This is a genomic window from Streptomyces sp. NBC_00322, from assembly GCF_036147535.1.
Taxonomy (GTDB): Bacteria; Actinomycetota; Actinomycetes; order Streptomycetales; family Streptomycetaceae; genus Streptomyces.
Window position 1 is genome coordinate 4455092 of record NZ_CP108019.1, and the last position, 17011, is coordinate 4472102.

The 17011-nt window shown below is 67.1% G+C and carries 17 protein-coding genes; 9 read left to right on the top strand and 8 right to left on the bottom strand.

What is annotated here, in order from left to right; genetic code table 11:
* Nucleotides 1–28: 28 nt before the first annotated feature.
* The 3 genes from gnd to dnaA all read right to left on the bottom strand — a co-directional run bounded on the left by gnd (nt 29) and on the right by dnaA (nt 4833).
* Complete coding sequence (gene gnd / locus OG905_RS20210; RefSeq protein WP_328674315.1) at nt 29–907, bottom strand: phosphogluconate dehydrogenase (NAD(+)-dependent, decarboxylating); 879 nt, start codon at nt 905–907, stop codon at nt 29–31.
* Nucleotides 908–1042: 135 nt separating this feature from the next.
* Nucleotides 1043–2173 (bottom strand): DNA polymerase III subunit beta, encoded by a 1131-nt coding sequence (dnaN, locus tag OG905_RS20215; protein WP_142214717.1) that lies wholly within the window; start codon nt 2171–2173, stop codon nt 1043–1045.
* Between the two features lie 863 nt (nt 2174–3036).
* Nucleotides 3037–4833 carry a chromosomal replication initiator protein DnaA gene (gene dnaA / locus OG905_RS20220; RefSeq protein ID WP_328674318.1) on the bottom strand — a complete coding sequence of 599 codons (1797 nt, stop codon included), beginning with the start codon at nt 4831–4833 and terminating at the stop codon, nt 3037–3039.
* A gap of 360 nt (nt 4834–5193) precedes the next feature.
* Here dnaA and rpmH point away from each other — a divergent pair, with 360 nt between their 5' ends.
* From rpmH to OG905_RS20265, 9 genes are all read left to right on the top strand, one after another.
* Nucleotides 5194–5331, top strand: coding sequence for a 50S ribosomal protein L34 (gene rpmH, locus OG905_RS20225; RefSeq protein WP_006381191.1), 138 nt, complete (start codon nt 5194–5196; stop codon nt 5329–5331).
* A gap of 18 nt (nt 5332–5349) precedes the next feature.
* Nucleotides 5350–5721, top strand: a complete 372-nt coding sequence (rnpA, locus tag OG905_RS20230; RefSeq protein WP_328674320.1) for a ribonuclease P protein component — start codon at nt 5350–5352, stop codon at nt 5719–5721.
* Nucleotides 5718–6077 carry a membrane protein insertion efficiency factor YidD gene (yidD, locus tag OG905_RS20235; RefSeq protein WP_266480578.1) on the top strand — a complete coding sequence of 120 codons (360 nt, stop codon included), beginning with the start codon at nt 5718–5720 and terminating at the stop codon, nt 6075–6077. The genes rnpA and yidD overlap by 4 nt, the downstream gene beginning before the upstream one ends.
* 3 nt (nt 6078–6080) lie before the next feature.
* Nucleotides 6081–7337, top strand: a complete 1257-nt coding sequence (yidC, locus tag OG905_RS20240; protein WP_328674321.1) for a membrane protein insertase YidC — start codon at nt 6081–6083, stop codon at nt 7335–7337.
* 18 nt (nt 7338–7355) lie between these two features.
* Complete coding sequence (locus tag OG905_RS20245; protein ID WP_328674323.1) at nt 7356–7868, top strand: Jag family protein; 513 nt, start codon at nt 7356–7358, stop codon at nt 7866–7868.
* A gap of 111 nt (nt 7869–7979) precedes the next feature.
* Entirely contained in the window at nt 7980–8696 is a 717-nt protein-coding gene (gene rsmG, locus OG905_RS20250) for a 16S rRNA (guanine(527)-N(7))-methyltransferase RsmG (protein ID WP_328674325.1), read from the top strand.
* Between the two features lie 265 nt (nt 8697–8961).
* Nucleotides 8962–10038: a ParA family protein gene (locus OG905_RS20255; protein ID WP_324975339.1), complete on the top strand. Its 1077-nt coding sequence runs from the start codon at nt 8962–8964 to the stop codon at nt 10036–10038.
* A complete protein-coding gene (locus OG905_RS20260; protein ID WP_328674328.1) occupies nt 10035–11135 on the top strand; it encodes a ParB/RepB/Spo0J family partition protein in 1101 nt (366 codons plus the stop codon). Before OG905_RS20255 ends, OG905_RS20260 begins: the two co-directional genes overlap by 4 nt.
* Before the next feature lie 308 nt (nt 11136–11443).
* Entirely contained in the window at nt 11444–12061 is a 618-nt protein-coding gene (locus OG905_RS20265) for a GNAT family N-acetyltransferase (protein WP_328674330.1), read from the top strand.
* Between the two features lie 87 nt (nt 12062–12148).
* Here the strand turns inward: OG905_RS20265 and trxA are convergent, their stop codons facing one another.
* The 5 genes from trxA to OG905_RS20290 all read right to left on the bottom strand — a co-directional run bounded on the left by trxA (nt 12149) and on the right by OG905_RS20290 (nt 16959).
* A complete protein-coding gene (gene trxA / locus OG905_RS20270; RefSeq protein ID WP_328674331.1) occupies nt 12149–12481 on the bottom strand; it encodes a thioredoxin in 333 nt (110 codons plus the stop codon).
* 51 nt (nt 12482–12532) lie between these two features.
* The gene (gene trxB / locus OG905_RS20275) at nt 12533–13507 is read right to left on the bottom strand and encodes a thioredoxin-disulfide reductase (RefSeq protein WP_328674333.1); all 975 of its coding nucleotides are present in this window, start codon (nt 13505–13507) and stop codon (nt 12533–12535) included.
* Nucleotides 13508–13632: 125 nt separating this feature from the next.
* Nucleotides 13633–14532: a zf-HC2 domain-containing protein gene (locus tag OG905_RS20280; protein ID WP_328674335.1), complete on the bottom strand. Its 900-nt coding sequence runs from the start codon at nt 14530–14532 to the stop codon at nt 13633–13635.
* On the bottom strand, nt 14529–15233 hold the full coding sequence (gene sigM, locus OG905_RS20285; protein ID WP_328674337.1) for an RNA polymerase sigma factor SigM: 705 nt from the start codon (nt 15231–15233) through the stop codon (nt 14529–14531). Before sigM ends, OG905_RS20280 begins: the two co-directional genes overlap by 4 nt.
* A gap of 25 nt (nt 15234–15258) precedes the next feature.
* A complete protein-coding gene (locus OG905_RS20290; protein ID WP_328674339.1) occupies nt 15259–16959 on the bottom strand; it encodes a protein kinase family protein in 1701 nt (566 codons plus the stop codon).
* Nucleotides 16960–17011 lie beyond the last annotated feature (52 nt).

A 17011-nucleotide genomic window follows, 5' to 3' on the forward strand; every position in this document is an offset into this window, starting at 1 on the left:
ATGTACGCCGACCTCCCCCGGCTTGGGACTACTTCGTGTTCTCGACCGCGTGGCCGCCGAACTGGTTGCGCAGCGCCGCGATCATCTTCATCTGCGGGGAGTCGTCCTGACGGGACGCGAAGCGCGCGAACAGCGAAGCGGTGATCGCGGGCAGCGGTACCGCGTTGTCGATCGCGGCTTCCACAGTCCACCGGCCCTCGCCGGAGTCCTGTGCATAACCGCGCAGCTTCTCCAGGTGCTCGTCGTCGTCCAGCGCGTTGACCGCCAGGTCCAGCAGCCAGGAACGGATGACCGTGCCCTCCTGCCAGGAGCGGAAGACCTCGCGTACGTCGGTGACCGAGTTGACCTTCTCCAGGAGCTCCCAGCCCTCGGCGTAGGCCTGCATCATGGCGTACTCGATGCCGTTGTGGACCATCTTCGCGAAGTGGCCCGCGCCGACCTTGCCCGCGTGGACGGAGCCGAACTCGCCCTCGGGCTTGAGCGCGTCGAAGACCGGCTGGACCTTCGCGACATGCTCGGCGTGGCCGCCGTACATCAACGCGTAGCCGTTCTCGAGACCCCAGACACCGCCGGAGACACCGCAGTCGACAAAGCCGATGCCCTTGATGCCCAGCTCGACCGCGTGCTTCTCGTCGTCCGTCCAGCGGGAGTTGCCGCCGTCGACGACCACGTCGCCCGGCTCCAGCAGCTCGGCAAGCTCGTCGATGGTGGACTGGGTCGCGGCTCCGGCCGGGACCATCACCCACACGACCCGCGGGCCCTTGAGCTTGCCCACAAGCTCGCCGAGGCTGTGGACATCAGCGAGGTCCGGATTGCGGTCGTAGCCAAGGACGGTGTGGCCTGCGCGGCGGATGCGCTCGCGCATATTGCCGCCCATCTTGCCAAGGCCGACGAGACCGAGCTCCATCACAGATTCCTTACGCGTTGTATGCCGATTCGTACCCGGCTCCGAGCCTACGCCCGGGCCGTACGGACGGCCTGACGGGCCTGCTCACGCCGGAGCAGGCCCGTCAGGATCAGTCGTTCGGCCGTCTTCGCCGTCTCAGCCGGACAGCCGCACGGGCATGATCAGGTACTTGTACGCCTCATCGGCCTCGGCATCCATGGCGGGCTTGCCGCTCAGCAGCGCCGGCTTGGTGGAGGTCGTGAACGACAGCTGGGCGACCGGCGAGTCGATGGCGCTCAGGCCGTCGAGCAGGAAGGTCGGGTTGAACGCGATCGAGATGTCGTCGCCCTCCAGGTTCGCGTCGACGCGCTCCACAGCCTGTGCATCGTCGCTGGAACCGGCCTCCAGGATCAGCACGCCCTGCTCGAAGCTGAGCCGGACCGGAGTGTTCCGCTCGGCGACCAGCGCGACACGCTTGACGGCCTCGACGAAGGGCGCGGTCTCGATGACGGCGACCGAGTTGAACTCGGTGGGGAACAGCGTCCGGTACTTCGGCAGATCGCCTTCGAGCAGCCGGGTCGTGGTCCGCCGTCCGGCGCCCTCGAAACCGATGAGCCCCTCGCCGGCACCCGAGCCGGAGAGCGCGAGCGTCACCGTGTCACCGCTGGTCAGCGCCTTGGCGGTGTCCAGCAGGGTCTTTGCGGGCACCAGCGCGACGGCGGACGCCTCCGGGTTCTCCGGCTTCCACAGGAACTCACGGACCGCGAAGCGGTAGCGGTCGGTGGAGGCCAGCGTGACGGTGTCGCCCTCGATCTCGATCCGTACGCCGGTGAGGACGGGGAGCGTGTCGTCACGGCCGGCGGCGATGGCGACCTGTGCGGCGGCGGAGGCGAAGACCTCACCGGGCACGGTGCCGGTCGCGGTCGGCATCTGCGGCAGCGCCGGGTACTCCTCCACAGGCAGGGTGTGGAGTGTGAATCGCGAGGAGCCGCAGACGACGGTCGCCCGTACACCGTCTGTGGAAATCTCCACGGGGCGGTTGGGGAGAGCGCGGCAGATGTCGGCGAGGAGCCGGCCGGAGACGAGCACGGTGCCGTCCTCGTCCACCTCCGCCTCCACGGAAACGCGCGCCGAGACCTCGTAGTCGAAGCTCGAGAAGCTGAGGGCGCCGTCCTCCGCCTTCAGAAGAAGGCCCGCGAGTACGGGCGCCGGCGGACGGGCCGGGAGGCTGCGGGCCACCCAGGCCACCGCCTCCGCGAGTACATCGCGCTCCACCCGGATCTTCACCGGAACCGCCTCCTGCTGTTGCTGGCTCGCCCTTGCTGGCCTTCGTCGTCGGCTGTGTCGCCGGGGACCAGTCTGACGTACGGCACCGACAGTCGGTGCGGGTCGGGGTCAAGTCGTGGCAAGAGGCGTCGGGGGCTCCGGGCTCGAGTTGTGCACAGGGCCTTCTTCGAAGCGAATTCCCCGGTAACTCTAAGTGGGAGTAGTAGTAGGGCCTGTGGAAACCGTGGATAACGTTATCCACGCAGGTCAGACCCGTTTTTTTGTCCACCGGGCCTGTGGGTGGCACCGGTGGACAACCCGGTGCTTCTGTGGACGCCCGAAAGTTCTGCACATCCGATGCACAGACGAGGGGGACTTCTCCCCAGCGCTGTCCCCAGCTTTACCCACGTTCCCCACAGCCCAACCGACCACCTTGGTGTGACGCCTTTCACTCGACCCGGTGAGCTCGGGCGTTTCGTTGCCGAACAGTGGACAAGGGTGTGGAGAAGCCACGCGAAGCTGTGGGCAACGTGGCGCTGCCTGTGGGCCGCCGGTGGACAACTTTGATCACGCCTTGTGGACGGATCCTGCGTCCACAGCCTGTGGAGTACGGTTGACCACAAATCCACAGCCGCCTGACCTGGTGTGATGAAATCTCAGCAACCGCCCCTGTGGACGCAATCTGGACAACTTTCCAGTCCCCAGGCTGTGGACGGAAGATCGTCCCCAAATCTGTGGAGAACACCCTCCCGTCGCCGGGTATTCGAACACCGGACATCCGCAGGACAGGTACGGAAACGGGTGCGGAACGCCGAAGGGCGCTCCGGAACGTCGTCCCGGAGCGCCCTCGAAGGCCTCGTGTGCTGTTGAGTCGGCTGGTGGCGTCAGCCGTTCTTGATGCGGTTGGTCAGCTCGGTGACCTGGTTATAGATGGACCGCCGCTCGGCCATCAGCGCGCGGATCTTGCGGTCGGCGTGCATCACGGTCGTATGGTCGCGGCCGCCGAACTGCGCGCCGATCTTCGGCAGCGAGAGATCAGTGAGCTCGCGGCACAGGTACATCGCGATCTGGCGGGCGGTCACCAGCACCCGGCTGCGCGAGGATCCGCAGAGATCCTCCACCGTCAGACCGAAGTAGTCGGCGGTCGCCGCCATGATGGCGCTCGCTGTGATCTCGGGGGCCGAGTCCTCGCCGCCGGGGATCAGGTCCTTCAGCACGATCTCGGTGAGCCCGAGATCCACCGGCTGCCGGTTGAGCGACGCGAACGCTGTCACCCGGATCAGCGCACCCTCCAGCTCGCGGATATTGCGCGAGATGCGGGACGCGATGAACTCCAGCACCTCCGGCGGGGCGTTGAGCTGCTCCTGCACCGCCTTCTTGCGCAGAATCGCGATACGCGTCTCCAGCTCCGGCGGCTGTACGTCGGTGGTCAGACCCCACTCGAAACGGTTCCTCAGCCGGTCCTCCAGCGTCATCAGCTGCTTGGGCGGCCGGTCCGAGGAGAGCACGATCTGCTTGTTGGCGTTGTGGAGCGTGTTGAAGGTGTGGAAGAACTCCTCCTGCGTCGACTCCTTGCTCGCCAGGAACTGGATGTCGTCGACCAGCAGGATGTCCACATCGCGGTAGCGCTTGCGGAACGTGTCTCCCTTGCCGTCGCGGATCGAGTTGATGAACTCGTTGGTGAACTCCTCGGAGCTCACATACCGCACACGCGTCCCTGGATAGAGGCTGCGCGCGTAGTGCCCGATGGCATGGAGCAGGTGCGTCTTGCCCAGCCCCGACTCCCCATAGATGAACAGGGGGTTGTACGCCTTGGCCGGCGCCTCGGCGACCGCGACCGCCGCGGCATGCGCGAACCGGTTGGACGCGCCGATGACGAAGGTGTCGAAGAGGTACTTCGGGTTCAGCCGGGCATGCGGCTCACCCGGGCCGGGCGCCGGCGAGGGCTGCGCGCCCAGCGGTCCGGGAGCGCCCGTAGGAGTGCCGCGGTGCGGCGTCTGGTGGTCGGGCAGCCCGTGCCGCTCCGGGCGCTGCTGCTCGTACGGCTGGCGCTCGGGCGACTGCGGCTGACGGTAGTCGTGCTGGGGCTGGCGCGGCCGGGCGGTGGCGTACGGCTCGCGCCATTGCTCCGCGGAGGGGTCGCGGTCCTGGAAGCCGCCGAGCCTCGGCTGCTGCCAGGACAGATCCTCCTGCGTACGAGGCCAGGCTCCGGGCTCCGGGCGCTGCTGTCGCTGCTGGTATTCGGGGTAGGCGGGGCGGACGTCGGGCAGGCCGTCGTCTCCCCCGGGCCGGTGCCCGTAGCTGTCGTAGGGGTCGCTCTGCCGGGAGTCGCGAGGATCGTCGTGCTGCGGCCCCTGGTAGCGGGGAGCCTGCTGGGCCGGGGGCTGCTGCGAGGGCAGGGGCTCGCCCACGGAGTCGTCCACCGTGATGGCGATCCGGATGGGGCGGCCGCACTCACGGCTCAGGGTCTCGCTGATCAGTGGAGCCAGCCGGCCCTCGAGGACACGCTTGCCCCATTCATTGGGGACGGCGAGGAGCGCCGTGTCGGCCACCAGTGCGAGCGGCTGGCAGCGCTCGATCCACTGTTTGTCCTTGGGCTCGATGCCCTGCTGGCCCTCTGCGAGGAGCTGTTCCAGCACTCGTGGCCACACTGCGGCAAGATCGGCAGGTACGTCAGCCACAAGGCACGCTCTCTCGCAGGTCCCACGAATGTGTGGTTCTCGGGACGGGATGGGAAGACAGGCAGGAAAGGAATTGGAGTTCAGCCACGGTAGTCAGGGCGACCCGCGCGGTTCAAGTTGTTGTCCACAGCCTGTGCATAGTGGACCACGCCATCAGGCTGGTTTGACCGGATGGCGTAGCCGCGCGTACCGTAACCAGGTCGAGTTGTCGATGGCTGCTGCCGCCTGCCTCCGATGGGCAAAGATCACGGTCTGTGATCGTGAAGCGGTGCACTCGGGCGTAAACGCGAGCTACTCGTGGGCGCACGGTGACAGCCAGGCGATGTCCCGCCATCTACGAATCATTTCTGGAGCCCCCGAGTGAGCAAGCGCACCTTCCAGCCGAACAACCGTCGTCGCGCGAAGACCCACGGCTTCCGCCTGCGGATGCGTACCCGTGCCGGCCGCGCGATTCTCGCGAACCGCCGTGGCAAGGGTCGCGCCAGCCTGTCCGCCTGATCGCTTACAGGTCATGACGTGCTGCCTACCGAGAATCGGCTGAGGCGGCGCGAGGACTTCGCGACCGCGGTACGCCGAGGACGCAGGGCCGGTCGCCCGCTCCTCGTCGTCCATCTACACAGCGGTGCAACGGACCCGCACGCGCCTGGGGAGAGCGCTCCCCCGACGTGTGCGGGTTTCGTCGTAAGCAAGGCCGTAGGCGGCGCAGTCGTCCGCAACACGGTCAAGCGAAGACTGCGTCACCTGATACGTGAACGACTCACCGAGCTGCCCCCCGGTAGCCTGGTGGTCGTACGGGCGCTGCCCGGTGCGGGCGACGCCTCCTATGAACAGCTGGCCCGAGACCTGGATGCCGCCCTCCAGCGGCTGCTGGGAGGGGGCGCGCGATGAAGTACCCGCTGCTGGCTCTGATCAAGCTGTACCAGTGGACGATCAGCCCGCTGCTGGGCCCTGTCTGCCGGTACTACCCGTCGTGCTCCCACTACGGATACACGGCCATCGACCGGCACGGCGCGGTCAAGGGCACAGTACTGACCGCCTGGCGCATCCTGCGATGCAATCCATGGTCGCCGGGTGGCGTGGATCATGTGCCGCCGCGCAAGCGTCCGCGGTGGCACGAAATGCTGCGTGATGCCTTGCGTGGCAGCAAGGGCGGGCACTCCGCCGCCGATGTGCCTCCCCGGGGGTCGACCCCCGAACCCCCGAGTCCGGCAGCAGAGACCTCGCCCAATGCTCAAGGAGCCTGATTAGTGGACACGATTTCCAGTCTCTTCAGCTTTATCACCACACCTGTTTCGTGGGTCATCGTCCAGTTCCACACGCTCTACGGGGCAATCTTCGGCCCCGACACGGGCTGGGCCTGGGGACTGTCCATCGTGTCGCTGGTGATCCTCATCCGGATCTGTCTGATCCCGCTCTTTGTGAAGCAGATCAAGTCGACCCGGAACATGCAGGCGCTCCAGCCGAAGATGAAGGCGATCCAGGAGCGCTACAAGAGCGACAAGCAGCGTCAGTCCGAAGAGATGATGAAGCTGTACAAGGAGACGGGCACCAACCCGCTCTCCTCGTGCCTTCCGATCCTCGCTCAGTCGCCGTTCTTCTTCGCCCTGTATCGCGTGCTCTCCAGCATCGCCTCGGGCCACACCATCGGCGTCATCAATGAATCGCTGCTGGACAGCGCCCGGCAGGCGCACATCTTTGGCGCCCCGCTCGCCGCGAAGTTCACGGACAGCTCGGAGAAGGTCGCCTCTCTCGGCGCCTCGCTGACCGATGTGCGCATCGTCACCGCCGTCATGATCGTCATGATGTCGGCGTCGCAGTTCTACACGCAGCGCCAGCTGATGCAGAAGAACGTCGACCTGACGGTCAAGACGCCGTACATGCAGCAGCAGAAGATGCTCATGTACATCTTCCCGGTCATCTTCGCCGTGATGGGCATCAACTTCCCCGTCGGTGTCCTCGTCTACTGGCTGACCACCAACGTGTGGACCATGGGCCAGCAGATGTACGTGATCAACCAGAACCCGACGCCGGGCAGCAAGGCCCAGGACCACTACCTGCAGCGGCTGCTCAAGGGCGTCGCCGCCCACAGCGAGGTCAAGTCGCGACGCAAGCGGACCGTGATCCGGGCGATCGTCGCCAAGGGCCCGGACCGCAACGAAAACGAGCGCCGGTTCATCACGGGCCTCGCCAAGGCCGGCTACGCCGCTCAGGCGGACGGCACGGTGATCAAGAGCGACATCGCCGAGGCCGAAGCCGAGAGCGGCGCCGCCCAGAAGCGGCAGCAGCCCAAGCGCCAGACCAAAGCGAAGCGGCAGTCCGCCAGTGCCCCGCAGAGCGCGCCCAAGAACACCGATGCCGCAGACTCGGCCCCGAAGCCTTCGCTGCAGAAGGACACGCCTCAGGGCGCGCCGGGCAAGCCCGCCTCGGGTACCCCACGCCAGCAGCCCAAGTCCGGGCAGCGCAAGGGCCAGCAGCGGCCCAAGCACCCCTCGTCCAAGAAGTAAGTAAGAAGGAGTCCATCCGTGACGGAAGGCACCATCTCCGCCGCCGCCGAGGGTGGCGACACCCTGACCCGCCTCGAGCAGGAAGGGGAGATCGCGGCCGACTACCTCGAGGGTCTGCTCGACATCGCCGATCTCGACGGTGACATCGACATGGACGTCGAGGCCGACCGGGCCGCGGTCTCGATCATCAGTGACTCGGGTGGCCGCGATCTGCAAAAGCTCGTCGGCCGCGACGGCGAGGTCCTGGAGGCACTTCAGGAGCTCACGAGGCTCGCCGTGCACCGGGAGACCGGGGACCGCAGCCGGCTGATGCTGGACATCGCGGGCTTCCGGGCCAGGAAGCGCACCGAACTCGCCGAACTCGGCGCCAAGGCCGCCGACGAGGTCAAGAGCACCGGGGAGCCGGTCAAGCTCGACCCGATGACGCCGTTCGAGCGCAAGGTCGTCCACGACGCGGTCGCGGCCGCGGGTCTGCGCAGTGAGTCCGAGGGCGAGGAGCCGCAGCGCTTCGTCGTCGTACTCCCTGCCTGACCTCGATTGTTCCGTCGGCCCCGTCTGTTCGCAGGCGGGGCCGATCTTTGTCAGCCTGATAGTCAGTCCACAGTCCACGTTGCGACAGTGCGGTACGGAAGGACGGTTCCCGTGACGGAGGCAGTAGAGCTTCCCCAGGCGCCAGCAGAGGCGCGGACGGTTTTCGGAGACTTCTTTCCGGAGGCCGTGCGGTATGCGGAGCTGCTCGCGGATACGGGGGTGAAGCGTGGACTGATCGGTCCTCGGGAGGTGCCACGACTGTGGGAACGGCATCTGCTGAACTGCGCGGTGCTTTCCGAGGTAGTGCCGGAGGGCGTCACGGTCTGCGATGTGGGCTCGGGGGCCGGCCTCCCGGGCATTCCGCTGGCGCTCGTCCGCCCGGATCTGAAGATCACACTCCTCGAACCGCTGCTTCGCCGGACGAATTTCCTCCAGGAAGTCGTGGAACTGCTGGGTCTGGAGCATGTGACCGTGGTCCGGGGCCGGGCCGAGGAAGTGCTGGGCAAGCTGCCTCCGGTGCATGTGGTGACCGCACGTGCCGTGGCGCCGCTGGACCGGCTGGCGGGCTGGGGAGTGCCCCTGCTGCGGCCGTACGGAGAGATGCTCGCCCTCAAGGGAGACACCGCCGAGGAGGAGATCCAGGGGGCACGTGCCGCCCTGAGCAAGCTCGGTGTGGTGGAGACTTCGGTATTGCACGTCGGTGAGGGGATTGTCGATCCGCTGTCCACAGTGGTCCGTGTGGAGGTCGGGGAGAGCCCTGGCGGTGTGCGCTTCGCTGCGAAGCGGGCCAAGGCTGCCCGGACCAGCCGCACTCGTCGGCGTCGCTGATCCATACAGTTCGTACTGCCTATGAGTAATGCTCCATACAAGCTTCCATACGTACGCATTTCGGAGTGTCGTGCGGGTGTAGTCCTGCGGCGCGTGCATCGTGTTTCACGTGAAACGTCGCTCACTGCTGCAGGGAATCATCAGTCGCGGCCGTGCTGCCGCCCCGATGCGGGACCGAAAGCCCCTCGTGAGGGCTACGGAGTTGTCCACAGAGGTGGATTCACCCACAGAACCACCTGCCTCGCTGGTTCACGACCCCGAAAGCATGGCAGGCTCTGTTCATCGCGAGCCTGAAGTCGAGGAGAGTGAATCCTTGCGGTCCGACGCCAACATCGCGGGACCGATGACCGACCCGGTCCCCGGTCCCCGTACAGAGTCTCCGGGGGAGGATGTTTCACGTGAAACACCGCCCCCGATGGACGACACCCCCATCGGCCGTGCTGCCCAGCTGGCTGTGGAGGCGCTGGGGCGTGCCGGCGAGGGTCTGCCCCGACCTGAGCAGACACGCGTCATGGTTGTCGCCAACCAGAAGGGCGGCGTGGGGAAGACCACCACCACGGTCAACCTCGCCGCTTCGCTCGCCCTCCATGGCGCGCGCGTTCTGGTTGTCGACCTGGATCCACAGGGCAACGCCTCCACGGCGCTGGGGATCGATCACCACGCCGAAGTCCCTTCGATCTATGACGTCCTGGTGGAGAGCAAGCCGCTCTCCGAGGTGGTCCAGCCGGTCCCGGACGTCGAGGGTCTCTTCTGCGCCCCCGCCACCATCGATCTCGCCGGTGCGGAGATCGAGCTGGTGTCGCTGGTGGCGCGGGAGAGCCGACTGCAGCGAGCCATCCAGGCCTATGAGCAGCCGCTGGACTACATCCTCATCGACTGCCCGCCCTCGCTCGGTCTGCTGACCGTCAACGCGCTGGTCGCCGGTGCGGAGGTCCTGATCCCCATCCAGTGCGAGTACTACGCACTGGAAGGTCTGGGGCAGCTGCTGAGGAACGTGGACCTGGTGCGCGGGCATCTCAACCCGACGCTGCATGTGTCGACGATTCTGCTGACCATGTACGACGGCAGAACCCGGCTCGCCTCACAGGTGGCGGACGAAGTGCGCAGCCACTTCGGCGAGGAGGTGCTCCGTACGAGCATCCCGCGCTCGGTGCGTATCTCGGAGGCCCCCAGCTATGGACAGACCGTGCTGACCTACGATCCAGGTTCCAGTGGGTCCCTGTCGTATCTCGAAGCGGCGCGTGAAATCGCATTGCGAGGGGTCGGGATCCATTACGACCCGCAGCAGGCCCATGTGGTCGGCCAGAACAGCCAGCAGAACATCTCGGAGGGGATCCAGTGAGCGAGCGACGTAGAGGATTGGGGCGTGGGCTCGGTGCGCTGATCCCTGCCGCTCCCCAGGAGAAGCAGGCGCCCCCTGCCGGGGCTTCGAGCTCTCCGGGAGCGGCTCCGGTGCTGACCGCGGAGCGGGGTGTTGCGGCCGCCAAGGTGACGACGCTGCCGACGGCCGCCGTTTCGCCGGATCCGATCACGCTGGCACCGGAGGAGCCGGAGCTCGTACCGCAGCCCGCGGAGCCGGCCGGTGCGCACTTTGCCGAGCTGCCGCTCGATGCCATTACACCCAACCCGCGTCAGCCGCGTGAGGTGTTCGACGAGGACGCTCTCGCGGAGCTGGTCACGTCCATCAAGGAAGTGGGCCTTCTCCAGCCGGTCGTCGTACGGCAGTTGAGCGCGGAGCGCTACGAGCTCATCATGGGCGAGCGCCGCTGGAGGGCCTGCCGTGAGGCCGGTCTGGAGCGGATTCCTGCGATCGTCCGGGACACGGACGACGAGAAGCTCCTGCTGGATGCGCTGCTGGAAAACCTCCACCGCGCGCAGCTGAACCCGCTGGAGGAGGCTGCCGCCTACGACCAGCTGCTCAAGGACTTCAACTGCACCCACGACCAGCTGGCCGACCGGATCGGACGCTCGCGTCCGCAGGTGTCCAACACTTTGCGCCTGCTGCGTCTGTCGCCTCCTGTCCAGCGCAGGGTCGCCGCCGGGGTGCTCTCGGCCGGTCATGCGAGGGCGCTGCTCTCGGTGGACGACTCCGAGGAGCAGGACCGGCTTGCGCACCGGATCGTGGCCGAGGGACTCTCTGTGCGGGCGGTCGAGGAGATCGTCACGCTGATCAACTCGAACCCTAAGAGCACGGCCAAGCCGAAGAGCCCGCGGGCAGGGGCCCGGCTGTCGCCGGCGCTCACCGATCTCGCGTCGCGGCTCTCCGACCGCTTTGAGACCCGGGTGAAGGTCGACCTTGGTCAGAAGAAGGGAAAGATCGTTGTCGAGTTCGCGTCGATAGACGATCTGGAGCGCATCCTCGGCACCCTTGCCCCCGGTGAGGGTCGGGTCCTGGAGAAGAGCCTGACCGAGGAGTCGGGCGAGGACGACGAGGGCTGAGGCTCTCGCCAATGTCGTAAAGGGCGGGCCATGTTCCGGTGGGTTGACCGGACATGGCCCGCCCTTTGCTGTAGGCCTGTACCCGTGTCGGGGCTGGGTGGATACGATGCGTTCTGGTATGGCGCATCCACCTTGATCCACCTCAGAGGGAGGGCGAGGGCAATGCGAACGGTGAGCCGCAGCCAACTGGTGACAGCGGGCTTGGGCCTGGGGGCAGTCGGAGGCTTTATCAGCAGCCTGCTCCAGGAGCGGAGCGCGCTGGCAGCCGCTCGTAGCGCGGCGGGTGACGGAAGCGAGGAACAGCCTTCATGGGGCGTCGGCTTGTACCGCTCACGCTGGACAACCTTTCGGACCTTCCCAAGCGTTGTCGTGCGTGCGTCTTCTGGGAGCTTGATCCGGTCAGTGGAGAAGCCGCGGTAAAAGCGGGAACCCCTGAGCTGGAGAAAGAGGCCTGGATCTCGGCTGTGCTGCTGGAGTGGGGCTCTTGCGGCCGAGTCGTCTACGTCGACGAGGTTCCGGTCGGCTTCGTCCTTTACGCGCCACCCGCCTATGTGCCGCGTTCCACAGCCTTCCCCACCAGTCCCGTCTCACCCGACGCCGTCCAGCTGATGACCGCCTGGATCAGTCCTGGCTATCAGGGACAGGGACTTGGCAGGGTCATCGTGCAGACAGTGGCCAAGGATCTGCTACGGCGGGGCTTCCGTGCGATCGAGGCATTCGGAGACGCGCGCTGGAAGGATCCTGCTTGTGTGTTGCCCGCCGAGCATCTGCTGGCAGTCGGCTTCAAGACGGTGCGACCCCATCCGACGTATCCCCGCCTGAGGCTGGAACTACGGACGACGCTCTCCTGGAAGGAAGATGTGGAGCTGGCCTTGGACCGTCTGCTCGGAGCTGTGCAGAAGGAGCCGGTGCTGCGGCCGCTCTGACCGCGAACGCGAGAATGGGCTCATCCCCGCTGGGGATGAGCCCATTCGTGTTTCACGTGAAACAGCGGCGCTGTGACTGCTCGCCCACTACTCGCCGATGAAGCTCTCGAGGTCGCGGACGATGGCGGCCTTCGGCTTGGCACCGACGATGGTCTTGGCGACCTCGCCGTTCTGGTAGACGTTCAGCGTCGGGATGGACATGACGCCGTACTTGGCAGCGGTGGCCGGGTTCTCGTCGATGTTGAGCTTCACGATCTCGATCTTGTCGCCGTGCTCGGCCGCGATGGCTTCGAGCGACGGTGCGATCTGGCGGCACGGTCCGCACCAGGCGGCCCAGAAGTCCACCAGCACGGGCTTCTCACTCTTGAGGACATCCTCTTCGAAGGTGTCGTCGGTCACGTTCTTCAGGGCGCCGGCCACGGCGGCCTCCTTACTGCTTTGCGGGGTGTGAGGGGGATGGGGTGCAGAGGGTCAGACCGCGGAGGTCTTCTCCGGCTCGGCGGCCTTCTCGCCGTCGGCGAGAGCGGCGAGGTAACGCTCGGCGTCGAGGGCGGCCGCACAGCCGGTACCGGCAGCCGTGATGGCCTGGCGGTACGTGTGGTCGACGACGTCACCCGCGGCGAAGACACCGGTCTGGTTGGTGCGGGTCGACGGCGCCTCCACCTTCAGGTAGCCCTCGTCGTCCTGCTCGAGCTGGCCCTTGAAGAGCTCGGTGCGCGGGTCATGGCCAACGGCGATGAAAAGCCCGGTGGCAGGGAGCTCAGAGGTCTCGCCGGTCTTGGTGTTGCGCAGCGTCAGACCGGAAAGCTTCTGCTCGCCGTGGATCACCGCGACCTCGCTGTCCCAAGCGAAGGAGATCTTCGGGTCGGCAAAGGCGCGGTCCTGCATGGCCTTGGAGGCACGCAGGGTGTCACGACGGTGGACGACGGTGACGGACTTGGCGAACCGGGAGAGGAAGGTCGCCTCCTCCATAGCGGTGTCGCCGCCGCCGATGACGGCGATGTCCTGGTCCTTGAAGAAGAACCCGTCACAGGTCGCACACCAGGAGACGCCGCGCCCGGACAGCGCGTCCTCATTCGGCAGGCCGAGCTTGCGGTGCTGGGAGCCAGTGGTGACGATGACGGCCTTGGCCCGGTGGACGGTGCCCGCTGTGTCGGTGACGGTCTTGATCTCGCCGCTGAGGTCGACGGAGACGATGTCGTCCGGGACCAGCTCGGCGCCGAAGCGCTCGGCCTGCGCACGCATGTTGTCCATCAGGTCCGGACCCATGATGCCGTCGCGAAAGCCGGGGAAGTTCTCCACCTCGGTTGTGGTCATCAGTGCACCGCCGGCGGTGACGGCTCCCTCGAAGACCAGCGGCTGCAGCGACGCGCGGGCGGTGTAGAGCGCCGCGGTGTAGCCGGCCGGCCCGGAGCCGATGATGATCACATTACGGACGTCGCTCACGGGTTTCTTCCTCGTCTCTGCGGACTGCCTGCTGCCTACGGGGGCGGGTCTGCGACCCTCACCCCACCCAACGGATCCTACGGGGCTTGCATTCCCGGGACGCCCGCGCGGCGCGGCGGCGCGTGTCAGCGCAGAGGGTACGAGTTGGTGAGCAGGAGCTTCCCCGCAGACGCGGGCGCCGACTCGACGCATGCCGCATCGATCACATACGCCTGGACCTGGTGGCTGTCCGTGGAGTGCGGCAGCACGATGAGGTAGGCGTCCTCGCCCTTGTACTCGCCCTTCTCGACGGCGATCGGGGCATCTGTGCGGTCGGTGCCCTTCTGGATGCAGGGCGGCACTGCCACGGTCGGCTTCTGCCTGGGCGAAGGGAGATTGGGCTCGCTGTTGAGCGAGGGGCCCTTCTCGATCCGCGGCTCCGCCTGATCTGATCCGGCCGCGAGCAGCGCCTGGACATGGCCCTTGAGGTCGGAGTCCGAGAAGTCCTGGGAGGAGCCCGCCGCGGCACTGACGCCCGCATCTTTCTTTGCAGAGTCGGCGTCGTTGACACCGGTGGACTGCAGCGACTGCAGGAGCAGGACGCTCATTCCGATTGCGGCTGCGCCGAAGACGGCTCCGAGGACGGCTTTCCGCCGCCTTGCGTGTCCGGTGCGGCCGGGTCCCGTGGCAGCGCGCGGGTGTCCCGAGGGGCGGCCGCCGGGAGTCGTCTCGGCCGGCTGAGGGGCGGGCGCTGTTTCACGTGAAACATGTGCCGTCTGTCCGGGCGCGGTGGAGTCCAGCAGAGCCTCGGCAGCCAGAGCGGCGTCGATGCGGCCGGCGATGTCAGCGGGCATCCGATGAGCGCCCGGCAGCGTGCCGAGCAGTCCGCGGATTTCTTCAAGCGACGTGCGTACGTCGGCGCACAAGGGGCAGCCGTCCAGATGCTCGCGCACATCGGCTGTACGGGACGGGGGGAGCAGACCCTCGGTGAGGTCGGAGATTTCCGAGACGTCCGGGTGCCGACTCGTGTCGGTCGTCGATGTCACGCGCGCCCACCTCCGCCCTTCGCAGCTGCAGGGTCATTCGGCCCTGGATCCCTTTGTCCCGACGCCGGTGGGACGGATGTCCCCGGCGTCCGGTTCCTTCCCACGCTGAGCTCGGTGTTATCCCCGGCATCACCGCGCAGATGAGTGAGCATCGGCAGCAGTCGTGCCCGACCGCGAGCACACCGGCTTTTGACGGTTCCGGTCGGTACATCGAGGACACGGGCTGCCTCGGCGACGGGATAGCCCTGCATGTCCACCAGCACGAGTGCGGCCCGCTGATCGACGGGCAGTTTTGCCAGAGCAGCGAGGAGCTCGCGATGCAGATCCTGTCGCTCCGCCGGTGCCTCGGCGGACTCATGAGGCTCGAGAAGCTGCTCCAGGCGCTCCGTGTCGTCGACGGGGGAGGTCTTGCGTGAGGCCGCCTTGCGGGCCCGGTCGAGGCAGGCGTTCACGGTGATGCGATGAAGCCAGGTGGTGACGGCGGACTGGCCCCGGAAGGTATGGGCGGCCCGGAAGGCCGACACCAGAGCGTCCTGGACCGCGTCCGCCGCTTCCTCGCGGTCGCCCAGCGTGCGCAGGGCAACGGCCCAGAGCCTGTCGCGGTGGCGCCGTACAAGCTCACCGAAGGCATCCGGGTCCCCCGCGACATGGCGTGCCAGAAGGTCCTGGTCTCTTGCGTCGCTGAGTGTCGCGTCGTCCAACGGTGAGCCCCCTCCCCTGGTGCCGTCAGCTGGTGATCTTGATTTCCGAGACCTTGCCCCGGAAGTTGCCCTCGTCGCTCTGCGGAAGATTGGTCAGCCAGACCAGAACGTACCGTGCCTGCACCGGCTTGCCGGGCTTGAGAGACACATTCGAACCGGATCCGTCGGCGACCTTTGTGAAGCCGTCGAGGGTTGTCGGCTCGGACGAGGCATCCTCTGCCGCTGCCCGCAGTTCCACGGATGTGTCGCCACCGAGGAAGGAGACATCCACGGTGCCGACCTGTTGGACCTTGCCCAGGTCCAGAATGATGCCGACACCTGACTTCAGATGCCCAAAGTCCCCGGTGCCCTTGTAACCGTCGGTGGTCCAGAACGTCGACGGGTTGCCGTCGAAACTGTTCTTTATTCCGTCAGGTTTCTCGGACTGGTCCCCGAGCGGGTCGAAGTCCCGCGCGCCGGTGATGTCGACCGGCTTACCGGACTTGTCCTCGGTGTTCTTCTCGCCGCTGTTCGACTGTGAGGTGCCCGGGTCGACCGGGTCCTTGTCGCGGCCGATCAGCTTGTCGGCGATCTGCCAGCTGCCCAGCCCCAGTGCGGCGATGAGCAGCGCGGCCACGGTCCACTTGAGGACCCTGCCCGTGCGGCTCTGGAGCGGTGGCGGCGGGGCGGCCACCGTCTGGGTTGCCGCGGGGCCGGGACGGGGCGCAGGGCGGCCGTAAGCGCCCTGCTGGTACGTGGTCCGCTGGTACTCGGGCGGGGAGGTGAACGCAGGCTCCGGTGGGCGGATGCGGGGCATCGCCGCGACGGCCTTCGCCAGCTCGTCCGGTGTGGTGCAGGGCGGCTCCTGGCGGGAGGCCGTGGCGCCGTCGTTGACCAGAGCGCGCATGGCGAGCTCGGAGAGCCCGCGGTGTACGCCGGCCCGCACCTGGTCGGGAGCGATGAGCCCGACGCCCTTGGGCAGTCCGGAGAGACCGTACGCGTCGTTCTCGTACGGCCACCGCTGGGTCAGCGCCGCGTACAACAGGGCGCCGATGGCCTCGGTGTCCGCGCGCTGCGGACCGTCGGCGGTGATTCCGCGCAGGGCCGCATTCACGGCCAAGCCGCGGATTCGGTACTGCCCGGTCGAGCTCCGCAGCACCGCTCCCGGGGTGAGCCGGAGGTGGGCCAGCCCCTCACGGTGCGCCGCGGCCATGGCCTGGGACAGCTGGTCGACGAGCTGGTAGGCGTCATGCGGCTCCATGGGCCCCATGGCGAGCAGAGCGGTTAGCTCCGTCGCGTCAGGAAGCCACTCATGGACGACATAGACGAGGTCGTTCTCCTCGACGGCGTCGAGGACCTGTACGAAGCGTGGGTCGCCGAGAAGTGCCGAGGAGCGGGCCGCCGCGAGTACGGAGCGGGCCCGCGGGTGGTCGGCGGGGAGCAGATGCACGCCGACGGCGCGGCGCAGTTTCTCGTCGACCGCACGCCAGCTGCTGAAACCGTCCAGACGGGTGACGCACTCCTCGAGTCGGTAGCGTCTGGCGAGCTTGTGACCACTGTGCAGTTCGGGCGTGGCGATGGTGGGTTCGGTGCCCTGCCGTTCGCTGCCCGTGTCCGGTGCGGTCTTCTCCGCCGTGTCCTGGGATTCCGCCGCCCCGTCGGTCGTGGCCTTGCCCGCCTTCGCGGTCAGCGGATCATCTCCGCTGTTGTCGGCCACGTCGACGGCAGCCGTGCTACGTTCCGCCACCGTCGTTCCTGCCTCCCCATCCGTTGCGCATATCCAACAGCCATGCCAATTG